The sequence below is a fragment of the Uliginosibacterium silvisoli genome (assembly GCF_036017035.1).
Taxonomy (GTDB): domain Bacteria; phylum Pseudomonadota; class Gammaproteobacteria; order Burkholderiales; family Rhodocyclaceae; genus Viridibacterium; species Viridibacterium silvisoli.
Genome location: NZ_JAYXHS010000004.1, coordinates 431,072 through 457,561, shown reverse-complemented (window position 1 = coordinate 457,561; position 26,490 = coordinate 431,072). Strand labels below are relative to the sequence as shown.

The 26,490-nt window shown below is 60.2% G+C and carries 23 protein-coding genes and 1 other RNA gene; 6 read left to right on the top strand and 18 right to left on the bottom strand.

The features are described 5' to 3' along the window. Nucleotides 1-75 precede the first annotated feature (75 nt). The 6 genes from VVD49_RS19890 to msrB all read right to left on the bottom strand — a co-directional run bounded on the left by VVD49_RS19890 (nucleotide 76) and on the right by msrB (nucleotide 6,670). The gene (locus tag VVD49_RS19890) at nucleotides 76-672 is read right to left on the bottom strand and encodes a response regulator transcription factor (RefSeq protein WP_327600975.1); all 597 of its coding nucleotides are present in this window, start codon (nucleotides 670-672) and stop codon (nucleotides 76-78) included. Between the two features lie 309 nt (nucleotides 673-981). Continuing rightward, nucleotides 982-1,569: a TIGR00645 family protein gene (locus tag VVD49_RS19885; protein WP_327600974.1), complete on the bottom strand. Its 588-nt coding sequence runs from the start codon at nucleotides 1,567-1,569 to the stop codon at nucleotides 982-984. Nucleotides 1,570-1,942: 373 nt separating this feature from the next. Beyond that, nucleotides 1,943-3,685: a cation:proton antiporter domain-containing protein gene (locus VVD49_RS19880; protein ID WP_327600973.1), complete on the bottom strand. Its 1,743-nt coding sequence runs from the start codon at nucleotides 3,683-3,685 to the stop codon at nucleotides 1,943-1,945. Nucleotides 3,686-3,848: 163 nt separating this feature from the next. After that, complete coding sequence (locus tag VVD49_RS19875; protein ID WP_327600972.1) at nucleotides 3,849-5,162, bottom strand: NAD(P)/FAD-dependent oxidoreductase; 1,314 nt, start codon at nucleotides 5,160-5,162, stop codon at nucleotides 3,849-3,851. A 112-nt stretch (nucleotides 5,163-5,274) separates the two neighbouring features. Continuing rightward, a complete protein-coding gene (gene msrA, locus VVD49_RS19870; protein WP_327600971.1) occupies nucleotides 5,275-5,994 on the bottom strand; it encodes a peptide-methionine (S)-S-oxide reductase MsrA in 720 nt (239 codons plus the stop codon). A 58-nt stretch (nucleotides 5,995-6,052) separates the two neighbouring features. Then, a complete protein-coding gene (msrB, locus tag VVD49_RS19865) occupies nucleotides 6,053-6,670 on the bottom strand; it encodes a peptide-methionine (R)-S-oxide reductase MsrB (RefSeq protein ID WP_416384916.1) in 618 nt (205 codons plus the stop codon). Between the two features lie 128 nt (nucleotides 6,671-6,798). Between msrB and VVD49_RS19860 the strand changes: the two genes are divergently transcribed. After that, nucleotides 6,799-7,674: an AraC family transcriptional regulator gene (locus VVD49_RS19860; RefSeq protein WP_327600970.1), complete on the top strand. Its 876-nt coding sequence runs from the start codon at nucleotides 6,799-6,801 to the stop codon at nucleotides 7,672-7,674. 115 nt (nucleotides 7,675-7,789) lie between these two features. Here VVD49_RS19860 and VVD49_RS19855 read toward each other — a convergent pair whose 3' ends face one another. The 5 genes from VVD49_RS19855 to VVD49_RS19835 all read right to left on the bottom strand — a co-directional run bounded on the left by VVD49_RS19855 (nucleotide 7,790) and on the right by VVD49_RS19835 (nucleotide 11,776). Next, complete coding sequence (locus VVD49_RS19855) at nucleotides 7,790-8,236, bottom strand: hypothetical protein (RefSeq protein WP_327600969.1); 447 nt, start codon at nucleotides 8,234-8,236, stop codon at nucleotides 7,790-7,792. 324 nt (nucleotides 8,237-8,560) lie between these two features. After that, nucleotides 8,561-8,995 carry a DUF3592 domain-containing protein gene (locus tag VVD49_RS19850; RefSeq protein ID WP_327600968.1) on the bottom strand — a complete coding sequence of 145 codons (435 nt, stop codon included), beginning with the start codon at nucleotides 8,993-8,995 and terminating at the stop codon, nucleotides 8,561-8,563. Between the two features lie 120 nt (nucleotides 8,996-9,115). Continuing rightward, nucleotides 9,116-9,637, bottom strand: coding sequence for a hypothetical protein (locus tag VVD49_RS19845; protein ID WP_327600967.1), 522 nt, complete (start codon nucleotides 9,635-9,637; stop codon nucleotides 9,116-9,118). A gap of 197 nt (nucleotides 9,638-9,834) precedes the next feature. Further along, nucleotides 9,835-11,283 carry a pectate lyase family protein gene (locus tag VVD49_RS19840; protein ID WP_327600966.1) on the bottom strand — a complete coding sequence of 483 codons (1,449 nt, stop codon included), beginning with the start codon at nucleotides 11,281-11,283 and terminating at the stop codon, nucleotides 9,835-9,837. Nucleotides 11,284-11,488: 205 nt separating this feature from the next. Further along, on the bottom strand, nucleotides 11,489-11,776 hold the full coding sequence (locus tag VVD49_RS19835; RefSeq protein WP_327600965.1) for a TIGR02647 family protein: 288 nt from the start codon (nucleotides 11,774-11,776) through the stop codon (nucleotides 11,489-11,491). A 506-nt stretch (nucleotides 11,777-12,282) separates the two neighbouring features. Between VVD49_RS19835 and VVD49_RS19830 the strand changes: the two genes are divergently transcribed. Beyond that, nucleotides 12,283-13,317, top strand: coding sequence for an alpha/beta hydrolase (locus VVD49_RS19830; RefSeq protein WP_327600964.1), 1,035 nt, complete (start codon nucleotides 12,283-12,285; stop codon nucleotides 13,315-13,317). Between the two features lie 22 nt (nucleotides 13,318-13,339). Here the strand turns inward: VVD49_RS19830 and dinB are convergent, their stop codons facing one another. Next, a complete protein-coding gene (dinB, locus tag VVD49_RS19825; protein WP_327600963.1) occupies nucleotides 13,340-14,491 on the bottom strand; it encodes a DNA polymerase IV in 1,152 nt (383 codons plus the stop codon). 102 nt (nucleotides 14,492-14,593) lie between these two features. Then, entirely contained in the window at nucleotides 14,594-14,836 is a 243-nt protein-coding gene (locus tag VVD49_RS19820) for a hypothetical protein (protein WP_327600962.1), read from the bottom strand. 113 nt (nucleotides 14,837-14,949) lie between these two features. Here VVD49_RS19820 and VVD49_RS19815 point away from each other — a divergent pair, with 113 nt between their 5' ends. Next, nucleotides 14,950-17,274 carry a Tex family protein gene (locus VVD49_RS19815; protein ID WP_327600961.1) on the top strand — a complete coding sequence of 775 codons (2,325 nt, stop codon included), beginning with the start codon at nucleotides 14,950-14,952 and terminating at the stop codon, nucleotides 17,272-17,274. Between the two features lie 116 nt (nucleotides 17,275-17,390). On the opposite strand, the gene ssrA is transcribed toward VVD49_RS19815, so the two are convergent. The 5 genes from ssrA to VVD49_RS19790 all read right to left on the bottom strand — a co-directional run bounded on the left by ssrA (nucleotide 17,391) and on the right by VVD49_RS19790 (nucleotide 21,498). Next, nucleotides 17,391-17,754, bottom strand: a transfer-messenger RNA (tmRNA) gene (ssrA, locus tag VVD49_RS19810). 12 nt (nucleotides 17,755-17,766) lie between these two features. Further along, nucleotides 17,767-18,450 (bottom strand): HAD family hydrolase, encoded by a 684-nt coding sequence (locus VVD49_RS19805; RefSeq protein ID WP_327600960.1) that lies wholly within the window; start codon nucleotides 18,448-18,450, stop codon nucleotides 17,767-17,769. Between the two features lie 4 nt (nucleotides 18,451-18,454). Beyond that, nucleotides 18,455-19,159 (bottom strand): bifunctional 2-polyprenyl-6-hydroxyphenol methylase/3-demethylubiquinol 3-O-methyltransferase UbiG, encoded by a 705-nt coding sequence (gene ubiG / locus VVD49_RS19800; protein WP_327600959.1) that lies wholly within the window; start codon nucleotides 19,157-19,159, stop codon nucleotides 18,455-18,457. Nucleotides 19,160-19,266: 107 nt separating this feature from the next. Next, a complete protein-coding gene (locus tag VVD49_RS19795; protein WP_327600958.1) occupies nucleotides 19,267-20,028 on the bottom strand; it encodes an OmpA family protein in 762 nt (253 codons plus the stop codon). A 114-nt stretch (nucleotides 20,029-20,142) separates the two neighbouring features. Continuing rightward, nucleotides 20,143-21,498: a TRZ/ATZ family hydrolase gene (locus VVD49_RS19790; protein WP_327600957.1), complete on the bottom strand. Its 1,356-nt coding sequence runs from the start codon at nucleotides 21,496-21,498 to the stop codon at nucleotides 20,143-20,145. A gap of 185 nt (nucleotides 21,499-21,683) precedes the next feature. Between VVD49_RS19790 and gyrA the strand changes: the two genes are divergently transcribed. From gyrA to pheA, 3 genes are read left to right on the top strand one after another with little or no spacing between them, the layout of a single operon-like run. Further along, nucleotides 21,684-24,272, top strand: coding sequence for a DNA gyrase subunit A (gene gyrA / locus VVD49_RS19785; protein ID WP_327600956.1), 2,589 nt, complete (start codon nucleotides 21,684-21,686; stop codon nucleotides 24,270-24,272). Further along, complete coding sequence (gene serC, locus VVD49_RS19780; protein WP_327600955.1) at nucleotides 24,269-25,381, top strand: 3-phosphoserine/phosphohydroxythreonine transaminase; 1,113 nt, start codon at nucleotides 24,269-24,271, stop codon at nucleotides 25,379-25,381. The genes gyrA and serC overlap by 4 nt, the downstream gene beginning before the upstream one ends. Beyond that, nucleotides 25,374-26,489 carry a prephenate dehydratase gene (pheA, locus tag VVD49_RS19775; RefSeq protein WP_327600954.1) on the top strand — a complete coding sequence of 372 codons (1,116 nt, stop codon included), beginning with the start codon at nucleotides 25,374-25,376 and terminating at the stop codon, nucleotides 26,487-26,489. Before serC ends, pheA begins: the two co-directional genes overlap by 8 nt. The last annotated feature ends 1 nt before the right edge of the window (nucleotide 26,490 follow it).

Below are 26,490 nucleotides of genomic sequence, written 5' to 3'. Positions count from 1 at the left end.
GATGGGTGCTTATACTGGTATTGAAAGCACCCGCTTGTGTCGGGCGGATGCTTTGAAGTGCGCCGCGCAGTCTCTTCAGATGAACAGCTTGACCAGATCCATTGCCGAATCGACGTGCAGCTTGGCCATGATGCGGGCGCGGTGGTTTTCCACGGTGCGCACACTGATGCCGAGCTCGTCGGAGATCTGGCGGCTCGACTTGCCGAGCACGACCTGGTCGGCGATCTCACGCTCCTTGGGGGTGAGAAGCGCGAGGCGGGCCTCGCGGGCGCTGCGCGCGAGGCGTTCGGCATGCAGCTCGCGACTGCGCGCCAATGCGCTCTGCACCTTCTCGCGCAACAGGCTGCCATTGACGGGCTTCTCGAGGAAATCGAAAGCGCCTTGCTTGATGGCCTGCACGGCGGCACTGACTTCGGGATAACCGGAAACGAAGATGATGGGCAGGGAGGCGCCCTTGTCGAGAAGCTGGCGCTGGATTTCCAGACCTCCGATCTCCGGCATGCGCAGGTCGGAAATCAGGCATTCGCAAGGGCCGGGCACGTAGCTTTTCAGAAAGGCGTCGGCCGAGCCGAAGGTGCGGAAGTCAGCGCCGATGCCTTCGAGGAACTCGCGAAACATCCAGAGAACAATGTCGTCGTCATCGACGATATAGACGATGGGTCTGAAGCTCATCGGGCCGGACTCATGACCGCTGGCTATCCTTGTTATCGTATTGCTTGTACTCATTTGCGTTGTCCCGCATGAAGAGGCCAGACCTCGGGGGCGGGATGAAAATCAGGTACGAGGGTGCGCGCACGCGCCACTGCGTGCCGGGCCTAGCGTTCCCCCTTTACACGCCAAGCCACGGCATCAGCATAAACACTTAGCGCCCGCCGCATATACGGATAAAGCCGGATAACCGGCGGCAAATGGCAAACAATGGCGCCGAAACCGGTATCAAACTGCACGGGGCGTGCAGTTTTCCTCAAACGCCGGAGTAGCTCAGTGCTCTTCCTGGCTCGGCCTCGGCATGATGCGGTCGCAGGCCGCAATAGCCATTGCCGAGAGCAGGAAGGCGATGTGGATGGCTGTCTGCGCAATCAGGGCCTTCTCCGAATACGCCTCTGCGTTGATGAAGGTCTTCAGCAGGTGAATCGACGAGATGCCGATGATGGCTGTGCCGAGCTTGACCTTGAGCACCGAGGCATTGACGTGCGACAGCCACTCCGGCTGGTCAGGATGCTCTTCGAGGTGCATGCGCGAGACGAAGGTTTCGTAGCCGCCGACGATGACCATGATCAGCAGGTTGGAGATCATCACCACGTCGATCAGTCCCAGTACCACCAGCATGATGGTTGTCTCGGTGAGACCGCCTGTGTCGCTGCCATGGCCCACGGCCTTGATGATGTGCTCCATCGAAGTCTGGTTGCCCAGTGCCGCGCCCACGAGATCGGTCAGTTCAACCCAGAAATGCACGACGTACACGAGCTGCGCGACGATCAGTCCCAGATAGAGCGGAACCTGTAGCCAGCGACTCAGAAAGATCAGGTTGGGCAAAGGGCGAAGCGTGGAGGGTTTCTTGTCTGACATTTCTGTTGATACCAAGGGTCAAAAAAAGACGGAAAACAGGGGAGAACGATCTGGATCACATGCCGCTTGCCGTCATGCGACGACGAAGGCGCAAGGCGGCAGCGCGATTGGGCAATTCTCTCGCATTCTGGTTCCCGAATTTCGAGTGTGTGCGAGAAAGCCCGGCAGGAAATGCGGGCTGCTCGGGAAGCGACGACGGAGACAAGGGAGGGGAAAATGAAAAACCCCGCCGGGGCGGGGTTTGAAGCCAGCGTGTAGCTGACGTGGTCTGCGCTTGTTAGCTTCTCTGCGCTTGCACAGTTCTGTGCTGCAACCGTGGCGCGATTAAAACATGCGGGTGGATTCGGGTTTGTGCGGTATTTGGCAGGTGCTTTCAATGTTGCTCTGCGGCAGATTGCGCGGGCTCGAGCCCCATCTGCCGCAGGACGTGACGTGCCATACCGTTCGCCAGCTCCTGCTCCCCGAGGAAGACGTTGCCGATGTTGTCACGCGTCAGCAGCTCCGCCTCGTCTTCGTTGTGACTGCGCAAGACCACGCCGATATCCGGGTTCAAGGTACGCGCCGTGTCGACCATCTTGCGCACGTGCAGTGTGTCGGGCGTGGCGATCACCAGCATGTTGGCGCGCGCGATGTGGGCCTGGATAAGCACACCGGGTTCCGAGGCGTCCCCCGACACTGCCGCGATCCCCTGGCCGCGCAGCGTGTTGACCAGCTCACGGTTTTGCTCGGCAACCACGAAGGGAATGTTCTGCTCCTTGAGCTGGTGCGCGATGCGTCTGCCCACGCGACCGTAGCCAACCAGCACAACCTGTTTGCTCAAGTGGGACTCCTGCGTGGTACTCGGCAGCGTGGCCAGCGGGTCATCGCGCTCTTCGAGCCGCCTGGCAAGCGCCGAGCGTTCGCGCAGCCAGGTTTGCAAGGGGCGGATGGCGGAGAAGGCCAATGAGTTCAGCGAAATGGAGATCAGCGCGCCGGCGAGGATCAGGCTCTGGCCCTCTGCGGGCAGCAGACCGAGCGACATGCCCAGGCTGGCGAGGATGAAAGAAAACTCGCCGATCTGTGCGAGGCTCGCGCCGACTGTCAGTGCCGTGTTCAGCGGGTAGCGGAACAGCAGCACGAGAAGCACGGCGGCCACCGTCTTGCCGAGCATGATCACGGCAACGACTGCCAACACTTTAAGCGGCTCGGTGAGCAGCACCTGCGGGTCGAAGAGCATGCCGACCGAGACAAAGAACAATACTGAGAACGCGTCACGCAGCGGCAAGGATTCGACTGCCGCACGATGGCTGTACTCCGATTCGCGCATCACCATGCCGGCGAAAAAAGCACCCAGCGCAAACGACACGTCGAAGAACTTCGAGGAGCCGTAAGCAACACCCAATGCGACGGCAATCACGCACAGGGAGAAGAGTTCGCGCGAGCCGGTACGTGCGACCAGCCACAGCACCTTGGGGAAAACGCGACGCCCGACCACCAGCATCAGCGTGATGAAGGCGGCGACCTTGGCGAGCGTCAGCCCGACCGCCGTCCAGATGCTGCCGCCGCTTGCGACCTGGGCCGTGCCCGCAACATGGGCGTCTGGCGTGCCGCCCAGCACGTGTGCGAGGGGCGGCAGCAGCACCAGTACCAGCACCATGGCTAGGTCTTCGACGACCAGCCAGCCTACCGCGATGCGTCCGTTAACCGACTCCAGCACGCCACGCGATTCCAGCGCCCGCAACAATACGACCGTACTCGCGACCGAGAGCGCCAGCCCGAAGACCAGGCCTTCGCCGATGCCCCAGCCCCAGATGTGCGCGCAGAGCATCCCCATGCCTGTTGCGGCCGCGATCTGTACCAGCGCGCCGGGTACCGCGATGCGTCGCACTGCCAGCAAGTCGTCGATGGAAAAGTGCAGCCCTACGCCGAACATCAGCAGCATGACGCCAATTTCGGCGAGCTGGCCGGCCAGCGACACATCTGCCACGAAGCCCGGCGTCGCCGGGCCGATGCAGATGCCTGCCAGCAGGTAGCCGACCAGCGACGGCATCTTGAGTCTTGCCGTCAGGTAACCAAGCACCAGAGCCAGCCCCAGGCCCGCTGCGATTGTCGTGATGAGATTGATCTCATGGGGCATCTATGTGTCTCTCTATTGGAAGGTGTTCTGGAAGAGCAGACCCGATAACGCAAATGCCGCGTGGCATGTGCTGTCAGGCGATGGGGAGTGGCAGCGATCCCGCCGATCACTGCCGCTTGTTGGTCACGAAATCGGCGCGATAGTTCGCTGGATTGCGAATGGGCTATTCCTGCGACATCCCTTTCCTTTCCGTGTCTGCCTCGCGTGGCTGGGTGATTGTCGGGCCCGTGATCAGGCGTGCACCTCGCTTGTAAGTGAGGAAGGACCACAGCCAGTTGATGGCAACGGCTACCCGGTTACGGAAATCGATGAGGAAGAAGATGTGCGCGCCACCCCACAACCACCAGGCCAGCGGTCCGCGCAACTTGATCCAGTTGAAGTCGACGACGGCAGCGCGGCGTCCGATGGTCGCGAGGTTGCCGTAGTTGCGATATACAAAAGCTGCTGGCGCGACCTCGCCATGCAGTCGCGCCATGATCACGCGAGCGGCATATTTCCCGGCCTGCTTGGCGGCGGGGCCCACGCCGGGGACGACTACGCCCCTGGCGTCGGTCAGCGCAGCGGTGTCGCCAACGACGAAGACATCCGGGTGGCCGGGTATGCTGTAGTCGGCCGCGACCTTGACACGACCCGCGCGGTCCGCCTCGACCTTCAACCAGCTGGCCGCGGGCGATGCCTGTACGCCGGCGGCCCAGAGAATGGTGCCGGCGCCGACGAAGTCGTCGCCGATCTTCACGCCCTGGGCATTGCAGTCACTGACCCGGGCATTCAGGCGCACTTCCACGCCGAGGCGCTGCAGGGACTTGAGCGCGGCAGCCGACAGATCTTCCGGGAAAGTCGCCAACAGGCGCGCACCGGCTTCGACGAGGATCACCTTGGCCTTGCGTGGATCGATGCGGCGGAAGTCACGCGCCAGTGCAGCACGCGCCAGCTCGGCAATCGAGCCTGCCAGCTCGACACCCGTCGGGCCGCCGCCAATGATGACGATGCTCAGCAGGCGTTCGGTTTCGGCCGCGTCGATTGCCATTTCGGCCTGCTCGAAAGCCATCAGCAAGCGGTGGCGGATAGCGGTCGCGTCTTCGATGGTCTTGAGTCCCGGCGCGAAAGTCTCCCAGTGATCGTTGCCGAAATAGGCGTGGCGCGCGCCGGTGGCGATGATCAGGTAGTCATAGGGCAGGGCGCCGCTGCGTACGCCGTTGTCGCCGGAAACGGTCTTCGCCTCTGTATCGACCCCCGAGACCTTGCCCAGCACCACGGTCAGGTTTTTCTGGTCCCACACCACGCTGCGTATCGGCGCAGCAATATCGGCGGGCGAGAGGCTGGCCGTGGCAACCTGGTAGAGCAGGGGCTGGAACAGGTGGTGGTTGCGCTGGTCGATCAGGGTGATATCGACTGCTGCATCGGCAAGTGCCTTGGCAGCTGACAGGCCGCCGAAACCGGCGCCGATGATGATCACACGAGGACGTGCCTGGACCATGCGGGATTCCTGACCTGAGGTTCGGTAACCCCCACATCTTACTTGCCTCGAGGGGTATGACAAAAAAAGCGGCCACCTTGGGCCGCTTGTCTCTTATGCAGGGAGTGCCCGGTCAGGGCTTGATCGAATCGCGGTAAATCGCCGGGAACATGCTCTTCAGATTCGCGACCTTCGGTAGATCGTTGTAGGCAATGTAGGGTTGGTCCGGGTGTAGCGTGGCGTAGTCCTGATGGTAAGCCTCCGCATCGTAGAAGGCCTTGAGCGGTACGACCTGGGTCACGATGGGCTTGCTGAAACTCTTCGCGGCTTTGAGTTGCTCGAAGTAGGCCTGCGTCACCTTTTGCTGGTCCTCATTTGTGTAGAAGATTGCCGAGCGATATTGCGTGCCCGTGTCGGGCCCCTGCCGATTCAGCTCGGTCGGGTTGTGCACCACCGACATGAAAATCTTCAGCAACTGGGCGTAAGAAATCTTCGTTGCGTCGTAGGTGACTTTCACTGATTCCGCATGGCCTGTGCCGCCGCCGCTCACCATCGGGTAGTTGGCCTTGTCGGCCGGCCCACCGGAATAACCGGAGATCGCCGACATCACGCCCTTGCTGTGCTGGAAGACCGCCTGCACGCCCCAGAAACAGCCGCCTGCAAACACCGCTGTCTGCATGCCCTTGGCGGGGATGTTCAGTACCGGATCCGGCAGGGCAACGGCCTGTTCCTTCGCGCCGACGTAGCCACACATGCTCGCCCCGATGAACGACACCAGCGCGACTGGCAGGGCCTTCTGTCGTACTGCAAGTAGCCGTTGGCTGAATGCGCGGAGAGGGGAATGGAGACGCATGGTTCTGCCTTTCTGGGTGGTGTGGGCCGAGTCCGCTGACACGGAGTTCTGGCGGCAATCAGGTGGATTTGACGAAGCGCATCGAAGCCGAATTCATGCAATATCTAAGCCCGGTTGGCTTGGGCCCGTCGTCGAAGACGTGCCCAAGGTGAGCATCGCAGCGTGCGCAATTCACCGCCGTGCGCAGCATGCCGAAACTGCGGTCGCTGATCTCGCTGACGTTCTCCTTCGCGATGGGCTGCCAGAAGCTGGGCCAGCCCGTGCCGGAGTCGAACTTGGTGTCTGACCTGAACAAGGCGGTGTCGCAGCAGACGCAGCGATACAGCCCCTTGTCGTGGTTGTTCCAGGTGGCGCCGCTATAGGGACGCTCCGTACCTTCCTTGCGCGTCACATCGAACGAGATCGACGACAGCTGCTTGCGCCACTCCGCTTCGCTCTTCACCACCTTCGCAAGCTTGACTGCGGGCTGGACGACGCCGGCGTCAGTCACCGGCACGATGTTCACTTCGCCCGGTGGCTTACCGGCTGGTGCATCAGCGGCCGTGATGCTGCGCGTCGCCCACAGGCCGGCCAGTGTCGCAACCGACAGGAGCAGGGCGCGGCGACCGGACAAACTGGTTGCTTGCGTATCTGCCGATGAGGTTCTTGAATGAGTCGTCACCTTGCTGTCGGTCATTTCCGGACTCCTTGCCGCGTATTCTTTGTTCGTACACCGCTCCCGGATAACGACCGGCACAGCAGGCAAAAGCTTACATCTGCAAAACCGATCAAATGCGGCTTCCATTGCAAGCGCAAGCTGCGTCCATGCCAAACAGGGAAGACAGGATTGTGACCACGCAAAGCCCCGGCAATTCCTCGCAAAAGGCGCTCTGGTTCATCGAGAGCCATTTCGCGGATGCGCTGACGCTGGACGATATCGCCGGCATCGCTGGTGTATCGCGCTTCCAGATGTCGCGGGCGTTCGTTGCAGCGACCGGCTTGCCGATCACGCGCTATCTGCGTGCCCGGCGACTCAGCGAAGCAGCACGTGCTCTGGCGCAGGGCGAGACGGACATCCTGTCTGTCGCACTCGAGGCCGGTTACGGTTCCCATGAGGCATTCACGCGGGCCTTCCGCGAACAATTCGGCAGTACGCCCGAAGCCGTTCGCGCGCAAGGCAACTTGCAGGACATTGCACTCATGGAGCCGATCAGCATGGACCACACATTCACCGAAATCGAAGCACCACGCTTCGAAAACAGCCAACCCCTGCTCATCGCCGGGTTGGGCCAGCGTTACGACGTCGAGACCAGCGCTGGCATCCCCGCCCAGTGGCAGCGTTTCATGCCCTGGCTGGAAACAAGGATCCCCGCACAGCTTGGCAAGGTGGCTTACGGCGTTGCCTGCAACTTTGATGACACGGGAAATTTCGAGTACATCTGCGGCGTCGAAGTCAGCAGCTTTTCCGGCCTGCCCGCAGACTGGAGCCGACTACGCATCCCCGAGCAACGCTACGCGGTGTTCACGCATCGCGATCACGTGTCGACGATTCGCCGCACGCTCAACACCATCTGGAACAAGTGGTTGCCTGAAGCCGGTCTGGAGGCGGCGGATGCGCCGTGTATCGAGCGCTACGACGAGAACTTCGATTCGCGCACGGGGACTGGCGGACTGGAGATCTGGGTGGCGGTGAAGGACTGAGTCGTCATACGAAAGAGCAAGTAGCAAGTAGGGCGCAACAAGCAACGCGCATTGCGCCGGATGTTTTTAATGATCTGGCAGAATATCCGGCGCAATGCCCTCCGGTTATTGCGCCCTACTTGCTGATCTCGCGACCGACACTGGCGATGTACAGTTGCGCCGGCTCGATGCCGGCAGGGTCGAGCATGAGTTGTACGCGACGTCCGTCGGCACCATCCCACCAGACGACGCGATTACCGCCGGCCGGCGACGACTCTTTTGCCGCGCCGAGCGAGCGCGCAAGGGCCGCACGCACACGCGCGGCGTCGATTCGATCTTCGGGACTGAACATCAGGGTGATGTTCGTAAGCTGGCTGCTACTGCGGTCGAAAAAGACAGCTGCCCGGCGACCAAACGGCTTGAGCTCAATGAAGAACGTACGCACCGCAGTGCCGCTTGCTGTTGAACCGGCGCGCGTGTCTTCCTGCAGGCGACCAAACTTCGCCAGTTTTTTGGTGGCCGAATCCGGAGTAAGAGCGAAGAGAGACGGATCGGTCAGCAGCGTGACGGTCGCACGCTCCATTCCTTTGCTGTCGGCCGAATGCGCCGGTGCTGAGCAGACGCAAATGCTCACAGTTGCGAGCAGGACGAACAGCGTGCGGCGGTGTGTGTTTGCGAGAATCCTGGCTGCGAAACCTGACGGTTGATTGAGTCTCATGAGTGCGTGCATATCGGGCCTAACGAAATTTCGAAATAGTGACGGACGATAACTCAGCCAGGATACGTGACGGATAACCTGGGCCGGTGACGCCTAACGTTTGACGTGAGGGGCGCCGGAGCGAAGCGAAGGGAATCCAAATCGCAGCTTTGGACGTCCCGCTCGACTGCCGGGTTAGATTGTTTTTTCTTACTGCAAAAAAGGCCATTTCCCATTCTCATCAACGCGGGTTCTAAAGATAACCAGGACCGCGCCTATCAAGAAAAGTAGTCCTCCAAATAGCGAAGGAAATATCTGATTACTGTCCGAGGCAAGGTCGACGATACGTCCAGCCAAGGGCTCATTAGGATCGTAAACGACCGAGACTTTTTCTCCGGGAAAGTACCCTTTTGAACTATCTGGCGATTTGACTTCGAATTTTCGTCCCTGTGCATCCTCAAATACGAATACTGGATAGTAGGATCTGGAGTAGTGTGCGACGTATAAAACCACCCCGGTAGTGCGCTCTCCGTTCTCCAGCAGGTTTCTTGTCTTAAGTGCGAATGTTGCGGCGCCGTAAGACATATAGGGACCAACTAAAATAAATATTGAACCGACAATTTTCCGGAAGACGTCTTTGCCCATGTTTGGTGCTCTGCTTGATTCGTTGAATCTAACGTGGAAGTGAGGGGCAGCCGGAGCGAAGCGTAGGGAACCACAAGCGCAGCTTGTGGCTGTCCCGCTCGACTGTAGTGTTAGACACGACTACTTCCATAGCTTCCACCACGGAGACTTGACATCTTCTTTGGGCTTGGAAAGATAGCCTTGAATCGTTGCCTGAGCCTTCGCAGCCCCGGCCTCGGTAGGTTGGCCTACAAAGATTGCAACCGGGGCAAGCTTTAGATCCCCTGGTTTTGAACCTGCATTCAATGCGTTGTTGACTGCGTGTGCTTCGGAAGAGCGGAAGACAACGTGTGAAACAACTTCCTTGGACATCGGCGAGCGAGACAATTCTTGAGCCGAAGCAAACACAGGAACGCTTGTAAGCGCAGATTGTTCCTTTGTCGATCCATCAGGGGCGAAATACCAATACTCATCATGGAATGACACACCCATCCCATGTAAGAACTGCCTAGCAAAAGCAATAGGGATGAACCGTATGGATTGAAGTGCGAGTGGTTCAGGGCAACCATGGGCGACCAAGGAATCAAACATTTGCTCATCGCTAAGGCCCGGAGCTTCTACCGCGATTCGTACAAATAGCTCAACTGCCTGTTGTGAGTTCATGAGTGTCTAACGTGAAGTAGGCCTCAATATGAGGCCGTACTGGTTTATTGATCAAATGCTCGCAGCACGCCATGTCTCGGTGCGGCGGGCTTTCTGATCTTTAATACGGACCATCATTACAAATAATGCCTAGCCCGGTGCGGACTCGTCGTGGCATCTGGTGCAGCGATGTGCAACGAGCCCCCGTGTTTCTTTGCTCAGATCTTTCCAGCCCCAGCATTTGCGCGTACATAAGCCGGAACTTCCTCCGTCGGCTGCAGCTTCGATACCAGCGTTGGCGTCCAACCCACATCCTCCGAGACCTTCTGCGGACGCGTTGCGTTGAAGCTCTTCACGATGTCCACCGGCTTGCCATTGATGACCGAGCCCTTGTCCACCATCGCTGCCGTGTTGCTGTAGTTGTAGTAGTACAGCAGGTCGGCGGGCGCGATGCCCTCGCCAAGATCGAAGACATTGTTCTCCGCGATCAGCCGGGCCGAGGTGCCGAGGCCGAAAACATAGGAGAAGGTGTAGGGCGGGCCGGAGCGGGCGCCGGTGAACAGGTTGTTGTAGCTATGCACCTGGCCATACCGGATCAGCGGCTGGCGCTGGCGCAGGTTCTCGAAAATGTTGTGACGGAACGTGACCTTCAGCTTGCCGGCATCGAGAGCCTGGTTGTCGCTGCCACCGACGAGAAGTGATTTGTCATGGTTGAAGAAATGGTTGTTCGACACCGTGACGAAGTTCGATTCGTTGGTGATGTCGAGCAAGCCGTCGTGATGCGCGATCTTCTGCTCGGGTTGGTTGTAGGGCGCGGCGTAGTTGGGCGGATAGAGCTTGTCGAGGCGCTCGCCGTCGCTGAAGCTGCAATGGTCGATCCACACATGCGTGGCGCCCTTGAGCGAAATGTTGTCGTACTCCGAGTTCCAGCGACCACCGTTGCAGCGATGCGGGCCATGGGTGTCGTCGACGAAAGTCGTCTGGCAGCCGATGTTGTTCGGCGCGGTGCTGTAGCTGTCGCCTGCGTTCCACCACGGGAAGTAATCGAAGGCGTCTTCAAAGGCGATGTTGCGGATGATGACGTTATCCACGCCCTTGTCGAGGTACAGGGTGCCCTTGACGATCTTTGCATCCGCGCCGATGCCGATGATGGTGGTGTTCGACGGAATCAGTACCTGGATGACGTTGTGCTGTTTCAGGTAGGAGCGCCGCTGCGCCTCCGCCAGCGGCCCGCTCGCGATGGGGGGCTTCCCGCCGATGAGTGCCTGGCGGTTCCAGGTGTTCGGGTCGTAGGCCTTCTTGTAGGCCTCGAAGTCGTAGGCCGGGTCGGCGTAGTCTTTCGCGAACAGTTCGCGCCCGAAATCGTCCGAACTCAGATTGATCGTGCCCTGCACGCGGATGATCTTCGGGCTATTTCCTGAACGCTTGAGTGCGTCGACGAACTGCTTGCGGCTGCTGACGGTGTAGATGTCTCCAGCACGTGCTGCGGCCCCGCCCGTGGTGCCAGCGCCTTCGGCGCCCCAGCCATCGTTGGCTGGCAGGGTCTGGCGAGCGATGTCGTTGGCCGGGAGCTTGGCGAAGGATGTCTCATCCGTGCCGCCGGTGGCGCAGCCCGCCACGCAGAGTGCGGTCATGAGGCCTGCCAGGGCAGTCGATCTTGCTGTCATCTGTCTCTCCACTCGTTCTTGTTCATGCATGCAGCCCGCTATTCAAGCACAGCCCGCGTCACATGCGCCATGCAGCGATTGCGGATACTGATGTCATGTCGCAGGAAGGTGCCGCGGGTAAACAACAAAACGCCGCAGGGCACGAGAGCCTCTGCGGCGTTTGGGTCAAGCCGACTGTCCGTGGGTCAGCGCAGTCGCTATGCGTTCATATGTAGAGCTGGGCGGGCGAGTTGGGCTCGCGGCCAAGGGGCATACGGGGTTTGGAGGTGAGGATCATCAACACGGCCTGGGCATGCTCGGCTGCATCACGGCCGAGGCCTGTGAGATAGCCACCATCCGGCTGGGTGAGCAGGCCTTTGTCATAGAGACGCTTGGTGGCGGCGATAACGGAGGGGTCGGCGTTCTTGTGGATCTTGATGCCTTGCTGGCTGGTCGCCAGATCAAAGCGGATGAGGGTATTCAATTCATGAACAAGATCGGCGGTGTAGTGCATGTGCAAGCCTCCTCAATCGGTTGATGCAGCAAATCGTCCCACGGGGTCATCATAGACCTCCTGATCGGCATCAAAGCTAACCTGTTTCAGTTTGTTTGCAACGTCAGGGAATGCCCTTGTTTTGCTGCGTTGCGGCGCGATTGTGATGCTGCAATGCGGCGGATTCTGGCGCGCAGGTGAGAGCTTGCGTCACGGGCTTCGATAGCCAGGGAAGAGGCCCTTCACGGATGGTGTCGAGCTGCGTTCCGGGCCTCCCATGGGCGCCGCGTGAGGTGCCGGACTGTCCAGCAATACTGCTGCGCCGTGTCGAAGTTGCGACTGAGGCAAGCATTCGCACGTTCCCTGACCATCGTTTCATTTCAACAGCAGCTACCTGTCTGTCGAGGGCTTGAGTCCGCAGCAACGGGTGTTTCGGCTGCGACCACCTTGCGCACGCTGTCGTGCTTCCGGCTGTGGGAATGGCCTTTGCTGAATCATCCGTACGCAGCCAAGAACAGGAGACGATCATGCAGCTGTCTGAAATTGTTGAAAATCTGAAAGCCGTCGTGGGCATCAACCCCACCGACAATCTCGACCGCGACATGAAGCGCGTGGTCGATGCCCTGGGTGAGTTGGGCGCCTTGCCGATCGAACATCTCTCCGTCGAGCGCGCCCGCAATCAACCTTCGCCGGCCGATGCTGTGCAGAAGATCTTGCTGGACGACCGCCGCGGTACGGAGGCCTACGCCGAGGTCGCTTCGGTTGCGGCCGAGAACATCCTCATCCCGGACGCGGTGGGTGGCACGAATCCAGCGCGCATCTATATTCCGGCAGGGCGCGGGCCTTTCCCGGTGATCCTTTACTTCCATGGCGGCGGCTGGGTGATTGCCGACATAGACACTTACGACGCCACACCGCGCGCCATGGCCCTGAGGGCTAATGCCATCGTGGTGTCTGCTCACTATCGACAGGCGCCGGAGCACCCGTTTCCGGCCGCGCACCAAGATGCCAATGCAGCCTACAAGTGGCTTCTGGAAAACGCAGAGGAACTCGGCGGGTATGCCGACAACATTGCCGTGATGGGCGAGAGCGCAGGCGGCAATCTGGCGATTAATGTGTCGGTCTGGGCGCGCGACAACGGCTTGCAGATGCCGGTGCATCAGGCCCTGATCTATCCACTCGCCGGCACCGACATGGAAACGCCCTCGTACAAGGAGACCAAACATGCCCAGCCGCTCAACAAGGCTGTGATGAAATGGTTTGCTGAGCAGATCTTTGCGGACCCGAAGGACAAGGACAGCCCGCTGATAAATCTGGTCGAAGCTAATCTGGGTTGGTTGCCGCCGACTACCATCATCACGGCGGAAGTGGATCCCCTGCGCTCAGAGGGTGAAACCCTGGCGATCCGTCTGATGGGGCAGGGCACGGACGTGTTGCACCAGAACTACCTTGGCGTGACGCACGAGTTCTTCGGTATGGCTCCCGTGGTGGCCGCAGCGCGACAGGCGCAGACGCTTGTCTTCGAGCGCTTGTGTGGTTCGTTTGCACGCAAGATGCACTAGACCGGCTTCGGCCGGGAGAGGCCTATAGCGGCAACTCTCCTTGCAGTGATTCATTGGCGGCAGCTGCTTCGGCGGCTGCCGTCAGTGCGCTGGCGCGTACGCCGATGAGGCGCAGCTTCTTCTCCAGGGACACCCTTCGCAGGCATTCGCCGGCGGCGCGTCGTATCGTGGCGGCATCGGCCGTCGGGCTCGGCAAAGTGAGGTCTCGCGTGACAGAGCGAAAGTCTTCATAGCGCAGCTTGATGCCGATGGTGCGGCTGACATAGGCCCTACGTTGCAGGTCTTCCGCCAGCCGCGTGCACAGCGCGGTGAAGATCTCGCTCAGTTTTGCGCGGTCATGGCGTGCATGCAGATCGCGCTCGAAAGTCGTCTCGCGGCTGATGGACTTCGGTTCCGAGCTTGTGACTACGGGGCGTTCATCGATGCCCCGACAAACTTCCCCGAGCCAGGTAGCGTAGCTGCGACCAAAGTGTTCCTGCAGCGTGGCGGCATCTGCTTGCGCCAGGTCGCCTATGGTGTGAATGCCCAGCACAGTCAGCTTCTCGGTGGCTTTCGGGCCAATGCCGTTGATCTTGCGCACCGGCAAGGGCCAGATACGTAGCGGAACATCTTCCAGCCCGAGGATGGTGATGCCATCGGGCTTTTCGAGATCGGAGCAGATCTTCGAGAGCAGTTTGTTCGGCGTGATGCCGATGGAGCATGACAGGCCGGTTGCCTCGTGCACCGCGCGCTTGATGCGTTGCGCGAGTGGAAGGCTGGCTTCGTCAATATGGCTGAGGTCGATGTAGATCTCGTCGATGCCCCGATCTTCGATCTCAGGTGCGATTTCAGCGACCGCCGCCTTGAAGAGGCGCGAGTAATGTCGATAGGCGTCGAAATCGACCGGCAGTAAGACCGCATCGGGCGCCAGTTGTGCTGCCTTCATGACCCCCATCGCAGAGCCTACCCCCAGCGCCCTGGCCTCGTAGGTCGCTGTAGTGATCACACCGCGGCCAACATAGTCGCGCAGCCGTGAGTACTGGCGCGTGCCGTCAGCCAGCTGTACAGGTTGTTGATCCCGTCGCCCGCCAATAACCACGGGCTGCCCTCGCAAGTCCGGATAGCGCAATAACTCGACCGACGCATAGAAAGCGTCCATGTCGAGGTGGGCAATGCGGCGGGGCGGGGGATTCATCAAAGCGGAACTGCGCAACGGGCCACTGCAGCCGGGGCCCGTATTGTCGCAGCTTGTGAGTCAGCTCATCCTGCCGCGTTTGCAAGACTTCACAAGCCGTGTTCAGTCTTCGCCGGGCATCAGAACGTTCTCTCCACTGACTTCAAGAAAGGCCTTTGAGCGGCCCTTCTGCCGGAGGTTGACGGTGACACTTGTGCCATCGTCGCCGTCGAGCAGGAGCGCGTCCTTCCCGTCGGCATCAATGATCAATCTTGCCCTGAGGATTGTAAGACCCTCCAATTCGTGGATATCTATCGGCGGGCGACGCGGAGAAGAATCAGGGGGCTGGGATGAAATATCAGGCATGGCTGCACCTCCACGCAGCGGCGCAGCAGAATTTGTTCCTGATCGATCCGGGCTTGCCTGCATGGCAGGGCTTGGGCATAGTCCGCGCCTCTTCTTTTTGCTTGTAGCCAGCCATGTTGCCAACCATAGAACAGCGCCTTGCGTCCGAACTGGGCGCGCAGGTTCGCCAGATTGCCGCAGCGGTGGAGCTGCTGGATGAGGGCGCGACGGTGCCTTTCATCTCGCGCTACCGCAAGGAAGCTACGGGCGGCCTCGACGACACGCAATTGCGTTTGCTGGAAGAGCGGCTTGCGTACATGCGCGAGCTGGAAGAGCGGCGTGGTGCCGTGCTGGCGGCAATCGAAGAGCAAGGCAAGTTGACGACGGACCTGCGCAAGGAAATCAGCGAAGCCGAAACCAAGCAACGGCTTGAAGACCTCTACCTTCCTTACAAGCAGAAGCGCCGTACCAAGGCGCAAATTGCGCGCGAGGCAGGCATCGAGCCGCTTGCCGATGCCTTGCTCGGCAACCCTTCGCTGGATCCAGACACCCAGGCCTCGCAGTTTTTCAACGCTGACGCAGGCTTTGCCGACACCAAGGCGGTCCTCGACGGCGCACGCCAGATATTGATGGAACGCTTTGCGGAGAGCGCCTCACTGGTGGGCGAACTGCGCGACTATGTGGGCTCGCACGGTGTCGTCGTGTCGCGCGTCGTGGCCGGAAAGGAAGCGGATAACGAAGCGAGCAAGTTCCGCGACTATTTCGACTATCGCGAGAAGCTCGGCAATATTCCTTCGCATCGGGCGCTCGCATTGTTCCGTGGCCGCAATGAAGAGGTGTTGCGTGTAAAGCTGGCGCTCGATACTGATCCGGAAGATGGCTCGCGCACGCCGGAACCGAACCCCTGCGAGCGCCGCATCATGGCGCATGCCGGCATTCGTGATCAGGGCCGCGCGGCTGATCGCTGGCTGGTGGAGACGGCACGCTGGACATGGAACGTGAAGCTCCAGGTGCATCTCGAACTCGACCTGATGGGCGTGCTGCGCGACAAGGCCGAAGAGGAGGGCATCCGCGTCTTCGCCAAGAATCTGAAAGATCTGTTGCTGGCTGCGCCGGCAGGGCCGCGCACGACGATGGGCCTCGACCCCGGCATACGCACGGGCGTCAAAGTGGCCGTGGTCGACGCCACCGGCAAATTGCTGGATACAGCGACCATCTACCCGCATGAGCCCCGCAAGGATTGGGACGGCTCGTTGCACACCTTGTCGACGCTTGCCCGCAAACACAATGTGCAATTGATTGCGATCGGCAACGGCACTGCCAGCCGTGAGACCGACAAGCTGGCGGCCGATGCGATGAAACTGAATGCTGAATTGTCGCTGACAAAAATCGTCGTCTCCGAGGCCGGGGCGTCGGTGTACTCCGCGTCGGCGCTCGCGGCCAGGGAGTTCCCGCAGCTTGATGTGAGCCTGCGCGGCGCCGTTTCCATCGCGCGTCGTCTGCAAGACCCGTTGGCCGAGCTCGTCAAGATCGATCCGAAGTCCATCGGCGTTGGCCAGTACCAGCACGACTTGAATCAAGGCAAGCTGGCGCGCTCGCTCGATGCGGTGGTGGAAGACTGCGTCAATTCCGTCGGCGTGGACGTCAACACTGCCTCGGCGGCGCTGCTGACGCGTATCTCCGGGCTCAACGCGACGCTGGTCCAGAACATCATCGACTACCGTGACAGCAATGGCGCGTTTGCCAGCCGCCGTGCCCTGCGCAAGGTGCCGCGCCTCGGAGACAAGACTTTCGAACAATGCGCAGGTTTCCTGCGCGTCATGCATGGCGACAATCCGCTCGACGCTTCGGCGGTTCACCCCGAGGCTTATCCCGTGGTTGAGCGCATTCTTGCCGACGTCAAAAAGAAGGCACAGGACTTGATGGGCGACTCGGGCCTTATCAAGAGCATTGAACCCACGAAATACACCGATGAACGCTTCGGCTTGCCAACCGTGCAGGACATCCTGCGCGAACTCGATAAACCGGGACGCGACCCTCGTCCGGAATTCAAGACGGCATCATTCCGCGATGGCGTCGAAGAAGTGAAGGATCTGCAGCCTGGGATGCTGCTGGAAGGGGTTGTCACGAACGTGACCAACTTCGGCGCGTTTGTCGATGTCGGTGTGCATCAGGATGGCTTGGTGCACGTGTCGGCAATCACCAACCGCTTCATCAAGGACCCGGCCGAGGTCGTCAAGGCGGGTGATATCGTCAAGGTGAAAGTGGTCGAAGTGGACGTCGCACGTAAGCGTATTGCGCTCACCATGCGCCTCTCGGATGAAACCGCAAGGCCTGTGAAAACCACGCAGGCCGAGCGTCGTCCGGCGGGCAAGCCACAACAAAGCGCGCGGCGCGAGGAGAAGCCCGTCCTGAATAATGCCTTCGCCGCAGCGCTAGCCAAGGCGACCAAACGCTGAAGCCTGAAGGAATGGTGACGGGGCGGAGAGCGTTCGTCCCCGCCGATACGGACCATAAGCGTGACTCATGAGCAGAAAACAAAAAGCCACCCGGAGGTGGCTTTTTGTTTGGGTCATGGTGGAGGCGGCGGGAATCGAACCCGCGTCCGAAAGTCCTCTACAACCGGATCTACATACTTAGTCGGTCTATTTGATTTAACACTGCGCATAGCCGATCGACAGGCCAGCGCAATGCGAGTTACCTATTTTTTAGCTCCGCACCAAGTAACCCGATGCAGCACGAGTCCCTGTAAATGACACTGCCATGGGTTTTACCCCATCTGACCCAGAGACCAATCAGTGCAGTGGCTACAGCCTTAAGCGGCTACAGCGAATTGCTCGTCGTTTGCGAGTAGAACTTTTCAGATGGATTTACGAGGTAACTGATCCTCGGTATGCACCAAGCTGCTTCGCGACCCCCGTCGAAACCAGGTCGCCCCCAGCCCGTCAATTCTACGCTGCGGGGGGCAGGTAGTCCATGAGCTCGAGCGGATGATCGATTATGTGGTCGGCGCCCCAGTCTTCAATAGGCTTGTCCGTGCCGATGTAACCCCAGCGCACTGCGAACGATGCCATGCCGGCGGCTCGTGCAGCGATGATGTCGCGCTCATCGTCGCCGAGATAGACGCACTCGCCGGGCGTAACGCCACAGGCTGCCGCTGCGTACAGTAGTGGTTCAGGCGCGGGCTTGGCTTTCGGTGTCGTATCTCCGCTCACGACACACGATGGAGATTGCGGCAGCCCGAGTGCTGCCACCAGCGGGGTAGTGAAACGGGTGTGCTTGTTGGTGACGATGCCCCAACTGAGGCCTTGTACGCCCAAGCGCGCAAGCAGGGCCGGCATGTCGGTAAATAGTGCACTGTCGACGCAGATATTGTCGGTGTAATGTGCAAGCACCCGGTCGGCCAACGTGGCATAACGCACGTCGTCGGGGCCAATACCGTAGCCCTCGCGCAGCAGGCCACGTACGCCTTGAGAGGTGACGGGGCGAAGCTGGGCAAGGGCCAAGGCTGGCAGTCCGTCTTCAACACGTGTGCGGTTCAAGGCTGCGCCGAGGTCGGGCGCGGTGTCTACAAGCGTGCCATCAAGATCGAACAATACGCAGCGAACCTGCGGATAGGCCGTGTGTGTGCGCATCCGCTCAGGCGCTCTTGATACAGCGCATGAGGTAATTGACGTCGGTGCCCCGGCCCAGGCTGTAACGTTTGTCGAGCGGGTTGTAATGCATGCCAATGATCTCGACGCTGTCGAGTCCAGCTTCACGCGCAAAACGGCTCAGCTCTGCAGGTTTGATGAAGCGCGCATACTCATGCGTGCCACGCGGCAGCATATTGAGGACGTACTCGGCGCCGATGATGGCCATCAGGTAGGCTTTGAAATTGCGGTTGATGGTCGAGAAGAATACCGCGCCACCAGGCTTTGCCAGCTCTGCACAGGCGCGAACGGTGCTGGCCGGATCGGGCACATGCTCCAGCATCTCCATGCAGGTGACGACGTCATAGTGAGCAGGGCGCTCCTCGGCGATGGTCTCGGCCGCGATTTTCAGGTATTCGACTTTCGCCCCACTTTCCAGCAGATGCAGCTTCGCCACGGCGAGTGCTTTCTCGGAGAGATCTGCGCCTGTTACGTGCGCTCCGCGAAGCGCCATGCTTTCAGCGAGGATGCCACCGCCGCAACCGATGTCGATGGTCGTCTTGCCACTCAAAGCGCAATGCTGGTCAATCCAGTCGAGCCGCAGCGGATTGATTTCGTGCAAGGGGCGGAACTCGGATTCGGGATCCCACCAACGATGCGCCAGGGCGCTGAACTTGGCAATCTCGCTGTCATCTGCATTGGTTTCGATCATTGGAGCTAACCTCGGGCTTGGAGCGGTGAACTATTGACGCAATTTCATTCGGGTTTGCAGCAAAAAAAAGCCCTGCCGAAGCAGGGCTTTCTCCGTAGCGGCAGTGATTACTTCACACCGACAGCTTCGAGTTCAACGCGACGGTCAGCGCCGAGGCAGTCAACCAGCTTCTTGTTCTTGCCGTTTTCAGCGCCCAGCTTGCGGCACTCGTTGCCCGTCACCGGCTGGCTCTTGCCCTTGCCTTCGGTGTAGACGCGGTTAGCAGGAACACCCTTGCTGACGAGGTAGTCCTTCACAGCGTTTGCACGCTTTTCGGACAGAGCCTGGTTGTAGCTGTCGGAGCCGATGCGGTCAGCGTGACCGACGGCGATAACAACTTCCAGCGACTTCAGCTTGGTAACGCGGTCAGCAAATGCTGCCAGCTTTTCTTGACCCAGGTCGCTGATCTCAGCCTTGTTGAAGGCAAAGAGTGCATCAGCCGGGATGTTGACCTTCTCGGCAGCAGGAGCAGGTGCTGGAGCAGGTGCTGGAGCAGCAGCTGGCGCTGGGGCAGCAGCTGGTGCGGGTGCTGGTGCAGCTGGGGCAGGCTTGCAAACTGCTTCGTTTGCGTATTCAGCTTCGCAATAGCAGCCAGCCGGGAATGGAGCGTTCACCAGCTTGGTTTGCAGAGCAAGTGCCTTGCTCCAGATGGTCGAGCGCAGGCAGTTGCCCGTGCCGTCGCGCTCGATAACGCGCTCACCGGTAAGGATGTACGGTTGGTCGCCTTTGCCGTCGGTGATCAGGAAGCCGCTCTTCGATTGCGCGTGAGCCGCGCCGCAAAAACTTGTTGCAGCCAGAACGGCCAGAAGAAATTTGTGAGTTGTTTTCATATGCTCCTCGTTGCAAGGCTGATTACAAACAAATGGACAGACCGGAATTCCGATGCCCACACTAGTGGTCAAACTGCAGAGCAATAATTACGCTGCTCTGTTGTTAGGGAGATATCAAACAGACCCCGGATTTGCTGTGAGGCGTCGGTTCTGTAAGGAATTCTGCCACAGTCGTGAAATGCCCAGCAATTCTTTGTTGTCATTATGCAACAAGCCCCCGTCTTGAATCAGGGTATGCCCTGCAATCCAGACTTGAGCGACATGCTCCCGGCCTGAAACGAAGACCAGATGTGAGGCTGGATCAAACACTGGCGCGGTTTCCAATGTGTCAAGAGACACCGCAACAATGTCCGCCTTCTTGCCCGGTAGCAAGCTCCCGATTTTTGCCTGCATCCCAAGGGCATGCGCGGCATCGATCGTTGCCATCTGTAGCATCTTGTGTGCCGGCAGAACGCTGGCGTCTCCCGTTGTGAGCTTGGCGAGCAGGCTGGCCATACGCATTTCCTGGAAGATATCGAGTCGATTGTTACTGGCAGCGCCATCCGAACCCAGGCCAACGCGGATGCCGGCGGCGAGCATGTCGGCCACTGGCGCCGCGCCACTGGCCAGCTTCATATTAGATGTAGGGTTGTGCGCGACACCGACATTGTTGTCGGCCAGGAGGCGAATCTCCTCTCCATTCAGGTGTACGGCGTGGGCTATCAACAAGTTGGGGCCAAGCAGGCCAAGCGAACGCAGGCGCTCCAGGGGGCGTACGCCGTGTTTTTCGATGCTCTCTGTGACTTCTCCGGCCGTCTCCTGGACGTGGGTGTGAATCAGGGCGTCGAGTTCTTCTGCCAGTGAGCCGATGCGCTCCCAGGTGGCGTTGGATACCGTGTAAGGCGCGTGCGGCGCCAAGGCAAAGCTGATGCGCGAGTGGTCCCGCCAGCTGTCACGCACCTGCAAGCCCTTGCTCAGATAATCTGCAGCCGTCGAAGCGTAATTGGTTGGAAAGTCGATCACGGTCATACCGATCACCGCGCGCATTCCGAGCTGTTCATACGCGCGGGCAGCTGCATCCGGATAGAAATACATGTCGGCGGCGCAGGTGATGCCGCCCCGCAGCATTTCGGCGCCTCCCACCAGTGTGCCGTCGAAAACGAAGCGGTCGGAGACATGTGCGCTCTCGGCTGGCCAGATTTCTTCCATCAGCCAGCGCATCAGGGGCAGGTCATCGGCCATGCCGCGCATCAGAGCCATCGGCGCATGCGTGTGCAGATTGATCAGGCCGGGGATGAGTACGTGTTCCGGCAGGCTGACAGTCTGCGCGGCGCTGAAGCGCATGCGCGCTTCGCTGATCGGCAGGACGGCGACGATTTCTTCGCCGCGGATGGCGATCGCGTGGTGTTCCAGCGTGACGTTGGCGGGCTCGACGGGAATCACCCAGCGGGCTTCGATGAGCAGGTCCAGTTGTTCGGCGACTTGTTCCATGGGCTTGGGCGGGCTTGCTTCGAGTCTGGTTGGGTCGATCCCGGGGGCCGGGCTAGGGGAGGGTGCGGCATGTTACAATTGCGCGCTTTACCGGCCTGTTTCGTCCCTTCCTTCTTGAGGGGGTGAAAGGTTCCTTCTGCGCTGTCCGGTCTTGCGCAGCCCGAATACTACGATACCCGTGCCACATGAATTCATTCGCCAAGGAAACACTTCCGATAAGTCTTGAGGAAGAGATGCGCACTTCGTACCTCGATTACGCCATGAGCGTGATCGTCGGTCGGGCGCTGCCAGATGTTCGTGATGGTCTGAAGCCGGTCCATCGTCGCGTCCTGTACGCCATGCATGAATCCAATTTCGCCTGGAACCGAGCCTATGTGAAATGCGCGCGCGTGGTCGGTGATGTGATGGGTAAGTACCACCCGCACGGCGACTCGGCCATCTACGACACCCTGGTGCGGATGGCGCAGGACTTCTCGCTGCGTTACACCCTCATCGACGGTCAGGGCAACTTCGGCTCCATCGACGGCGACAACGCGGCTGCAATGCGTTACACGGAGTGCCGTCTGGACAAGATTTCGGCCGATCTGCTGGCCGACATCGAGAAGGAAACGGTCGACTTCCAGCCTAACTACGACGGCAAGGAGCTCGAGCCGACCGTACTGCCCACCCGCGTGCCAAACCTGCTCATCAACGGCAGCTCGGGTATTGCCGTGGGTATGGCGACCAATATCCCGCCTCACAACCTGTCTGAAGTCATCGAGGCTTGTCTGACGCTGCTGGGCGCCCCGGATACGGATATCGAAGAGCTCATCAAAATCGTGCCGGCGCCGGACTTCCCGACCGCGGGCCTGATCTACGGCCTGTCGGGCGTACATGACGGCTACCGCACCGGCCGTGGCCGCGTGATCATGCGTTCGCGCACGCACTTCGAAGACATCGCCAAGAGCAACGACAGGCAGGCGATCATCATCGACGAGCTGCCCTATCAAGTTAACAAGCGCACCCTGCTCGAGAAGATTGCCGAGCTGGTGGGCGAGAAGAAGATCGAAGGTATTTCCGATTTGCGCGACGAGTCGGACAAGTCGGGCATGCGTGTCGTCATCGAACTCAAGCGCGGTGAAATGCCTGAGGTCGTGCTGAACAACCTGTTCAAGCAGACGCAGATGCAGGACAGCTTCGGCATGAACATGGTGGCGCTGGTCGACGGCAAGCCGCGCCTGCTGAACCTGAAGCAGATGCTGGAATGCTTCCTCGCGCACCGCCGCGAAGTCGTCACGCGTCGCACCGTGTTCGAGCTGCGCAAGGCGCGTGAGCGTGGCCACATCCTCGAAGGTCTGGCCGTTGCGCTGTCCAACGTCGATGAGATCATCGCCCTGATCAAGGCTGCTGCCACGCCGGCAATCGCCAAGCAGGAATTGATGGGTCGTGAATGGCGCTCGCCGCTGGTCGAGGAAATGCTGTCGCGTGCGATGGTGGCCGAATACCGGCCTGACGGTCTCGGCGAAGAGTTCGGCCTCTCGGCGCAGGGCTATCGCCTCTCCGAAGTGCAGGCGCAGCGCATTCTGGAAATGCAGCTGCAGCGCCTGACCAATATGGAGCAGGACAAGATCGTCGGCGAGTACAAGGAGGTGATGGACATCATTGCCGACCTGCTCGACATCCTTGCAAAGCCTGCGCGTATCACGCAGATCATTTCCGATGAGCTGCGCGCGATCCGCGAGCAGTTCGGCGATCCGCGCAAGTCGGAGATCGTGCTCGGTACGTCCGACATCAATATTGAAGATCTGATCACGCCGGAAGACATGGTCGTGACCTTGTCGCACACCGGCTACTTCAAACGCCAACCACTCGCTGACTATCGCGCGCAGAAGCGCGGCGGGCGCGGCAAGCAGGCCGCGGCAACGAAGGAAGACGACTGGATCGACCAGCTCTTCGTCGCGAATACGCACGATTACATCCTGTGCTTCTCCAACCGCGGCCGTCTGTACTGGCTCAAGGTCTATGAAGTGCCGGAAGGCAATCGCAATGCGCGCGGTAAGCCGATCGTCAATCTCTTCCCGCTCATCGAAGGCGAGAAGATCACGGCCGTGTTGCCAGTCAAGGAATTCGACGAAGGCCACTTCATCTTCATGGCGACCGCTCAGGGCACCGTGAAGAAGACGCCGCTGACCGACTTCGCCAACCCGCGCAAGGCCGGCATCATCGCCGTGGGCCTCGACGATGGTGACTTCCTGATTGGTGTTGCGATCACTGACGGCGATTGCAACGTCATGCTGTTCTCCGAAGCCGGCAAGGCCGTGCGTTTCAGCGAAAATGATGTGCGCCCGATGGGGCGTACCGCTCGCGGCGTGCGCGGCATGATGCTGGAAGAAGGTCAGCGCGTACTGTCCATGCTGGTCGCGCACGGCGAGACGCAGAGCGTGCTGACGGCCACCGAAAACGGCTACGGCAAGCGCACCAATATCGGCGAATACACCCTGCATGGCCGCGGCACCAAGGGCATGATCGCGATCCAGTCGTCCGAGCGTAACGGCAAGCTTGTTGCCGCCGTGCTGGTCGATCCGACCGACCACGTCATGCTGATTGCGGACAACGGCGTGCTGATCCGCACCCCGGTGAAGGACATCCGCGAACTGGGTCGTTCGACGCAAGGTGTCACGCTGATCAATCTCGACGACGGTGCCAAACTGTCGAGCATCGAGAAGATCGTCGAGAGCGATGAAGACGTGACTGAAGGCGATGCGGAGGGTTCTGACGAGGGCGCAGCAGAGTGACGCGCGTCTTCAATTTCTCGGCGGGTCCGGCGGTATTGCCTGAAGAAGTCCTGAAGCAGGCCGCCGAGGAGATGCTCGACTGGCATGGCAGCGGCATGTCGGTGATGGAGATGAGCCATCGCGGCAAGGAGTTCACCAGCATCATCGAGCAGGCCGAAGCCGATCTGCGCGAACTGATGTCGGTGCCTGACGGCTACCACGTGTTGTTCATGCAGGGCGGTGGCCTCGGCGAGAACGCCATCGTGCCGCTCAACCTGCTCGGCAAGAACAACAAGGCTGATTTCGTCGTAACGGGCTCCTGGTCTGAGAAGTCGATCAAGGAAGCGCAGCGTTACGGCGACATCAAGGCAGCGGCGAACGCACGCGATGCAAGCGCTGCGCAAGGCAAGTTCACCAAGGTGCCTGCGTTTGCCGATTGGCAGGTACGCAGCGATGCTGCCTATCTGCATTACTGCGGCAACGAGACCATCGACGGCGTCGAGTTCTTCGACGTGCCGGACATGGCTGCGCTCGGCGCGCCGGATGTGCCTCTCGTTGTAGATATGTCCTCGCACATACTGTCGCGCCCGATGGACATCTCGAAGTACGGGCTGGCATTCGGTGGCGCGCAAAAGAACATCGGCCCTGCCGGTTTGACGGTCGTCATCGTGCGCGACGATCTGCTCGAGCAGGCGCAGGCAGTGTGCCCTTCGGCGTTCAGCTACAAGCTGGTCGCCGAGAACAAGTCGATGTACAACACGCCGCCGACGTATTCGATCTACATCGCGAATCTCGTATTCCAGTGGCTCAAGCGCCAGGGCGGCGTCGCGGCGATGGAGAAGCAGAACGTCGCCAAGTCGGAGCTGCTGTACAGCACGCTCGACGCCAGCGAGTTCTACGTCACCCATGTCGAGAAGGCGCATCGCTCGCGCATGAACGTGCCATTCTTCCTGCGTGACGAATCGCTCAACGATGCCTTCCTTGCCGGCGCTAAAGAACGTGGCCTGCTGCAATTGAAGGGACACAAATCGGTCGGCGGTATGCGTGCTTCGCTCTACAACGCCATGTCCTTGGCAGGCGTTCAGGCACTTAGTGGGTATCTCAAGGATTTCGAGAAGAGCCATGGCTGACTCTGACAACAACGCAGCGAGCGGTGCTGAACTGACGCCCGAACAACTCGAGGCCTTGCTCGCCGTGCGCGGCGAGATTGATCGTCTGGACGGTGAAATCCTGCAACGTCTGGCCGAGCGCGCGCGCTGTGCGCAGAAGGTCGGCGAGATCAAGCGTGGCCCGCTGTATCGCCCCGAGCGCGAAGCACAAGTGCTGCGTGCGATCGCCGAACGCAATCCCGGCCCGCTGTCGAACGAGGCGGTGCAGCGCATCTTCCGCGAGATCATGTCCTGGTGCCTGGCGCTTGAGCGCCCTATGAAGGTGGCGTATCTCGGCCCCCAAGGCACTTATTCGGAGTCGGCTGCTGGCAAGCATTTCGGTGGCGCGCCTGATCTGCAGCCGCAGCAGACTATCGATGACGTCTTTCATGCAGTCGAAGCCGGTGCGGCGGAATACGGCGTGGTGCCGGTGGAGAATTCGACCGAGGGCGCGGTTGGTCGTACGCTGGATCTGCTGTTGTCGGCCAAGGTTTCCGTGTGTGGTGAAGTCAGCCTGCGCGTGCGCCACAACCTGATGTCGAAGGCCAGTGACCTGTCGCAGGTCAAGCGCATCTATTCGCACTCCCAGTCGCTATCGCAATGCAATGACTGGCTGGCGCACCATGCTTACGGCATTCCGCGCCTGCCTGTTTCGAGTAATGCCGAAGCGGCGCGCATGGCGGCCGCTGATCCGGAAGCGGCAGCGATAGCGGGAGAGAAGGCTGCGCAGCATTATGGCCTGCCCATCCTGCACGCGAATATCGAGGATGACTCGAACAACACGACACGTTTCCTCGTGATCGCCAGCCACGATGCCAGTCCGTCGGGTCGCGACAAGACTTCCATCGTCTGCTCTGCGTTGAACAAGCCGGGTGCCGTGCATGCGCTGTTGCAACCATTTGCCGACAAGGGTGTGAGCATGACCAAGTTCGAGTCGCGGCCATCGCGTACCGGGCTGTGGGAATACGTGTTCTACGTCGACGTGGAAGGTCATCGCAACGACCCTGCCGTGACGGCTGCCTTGAAGGAGCTCGCGGAACGTGCGGCTTTTCTCAAGATACTCGGCTCGTATCCGATCGCCGCAATCTGAG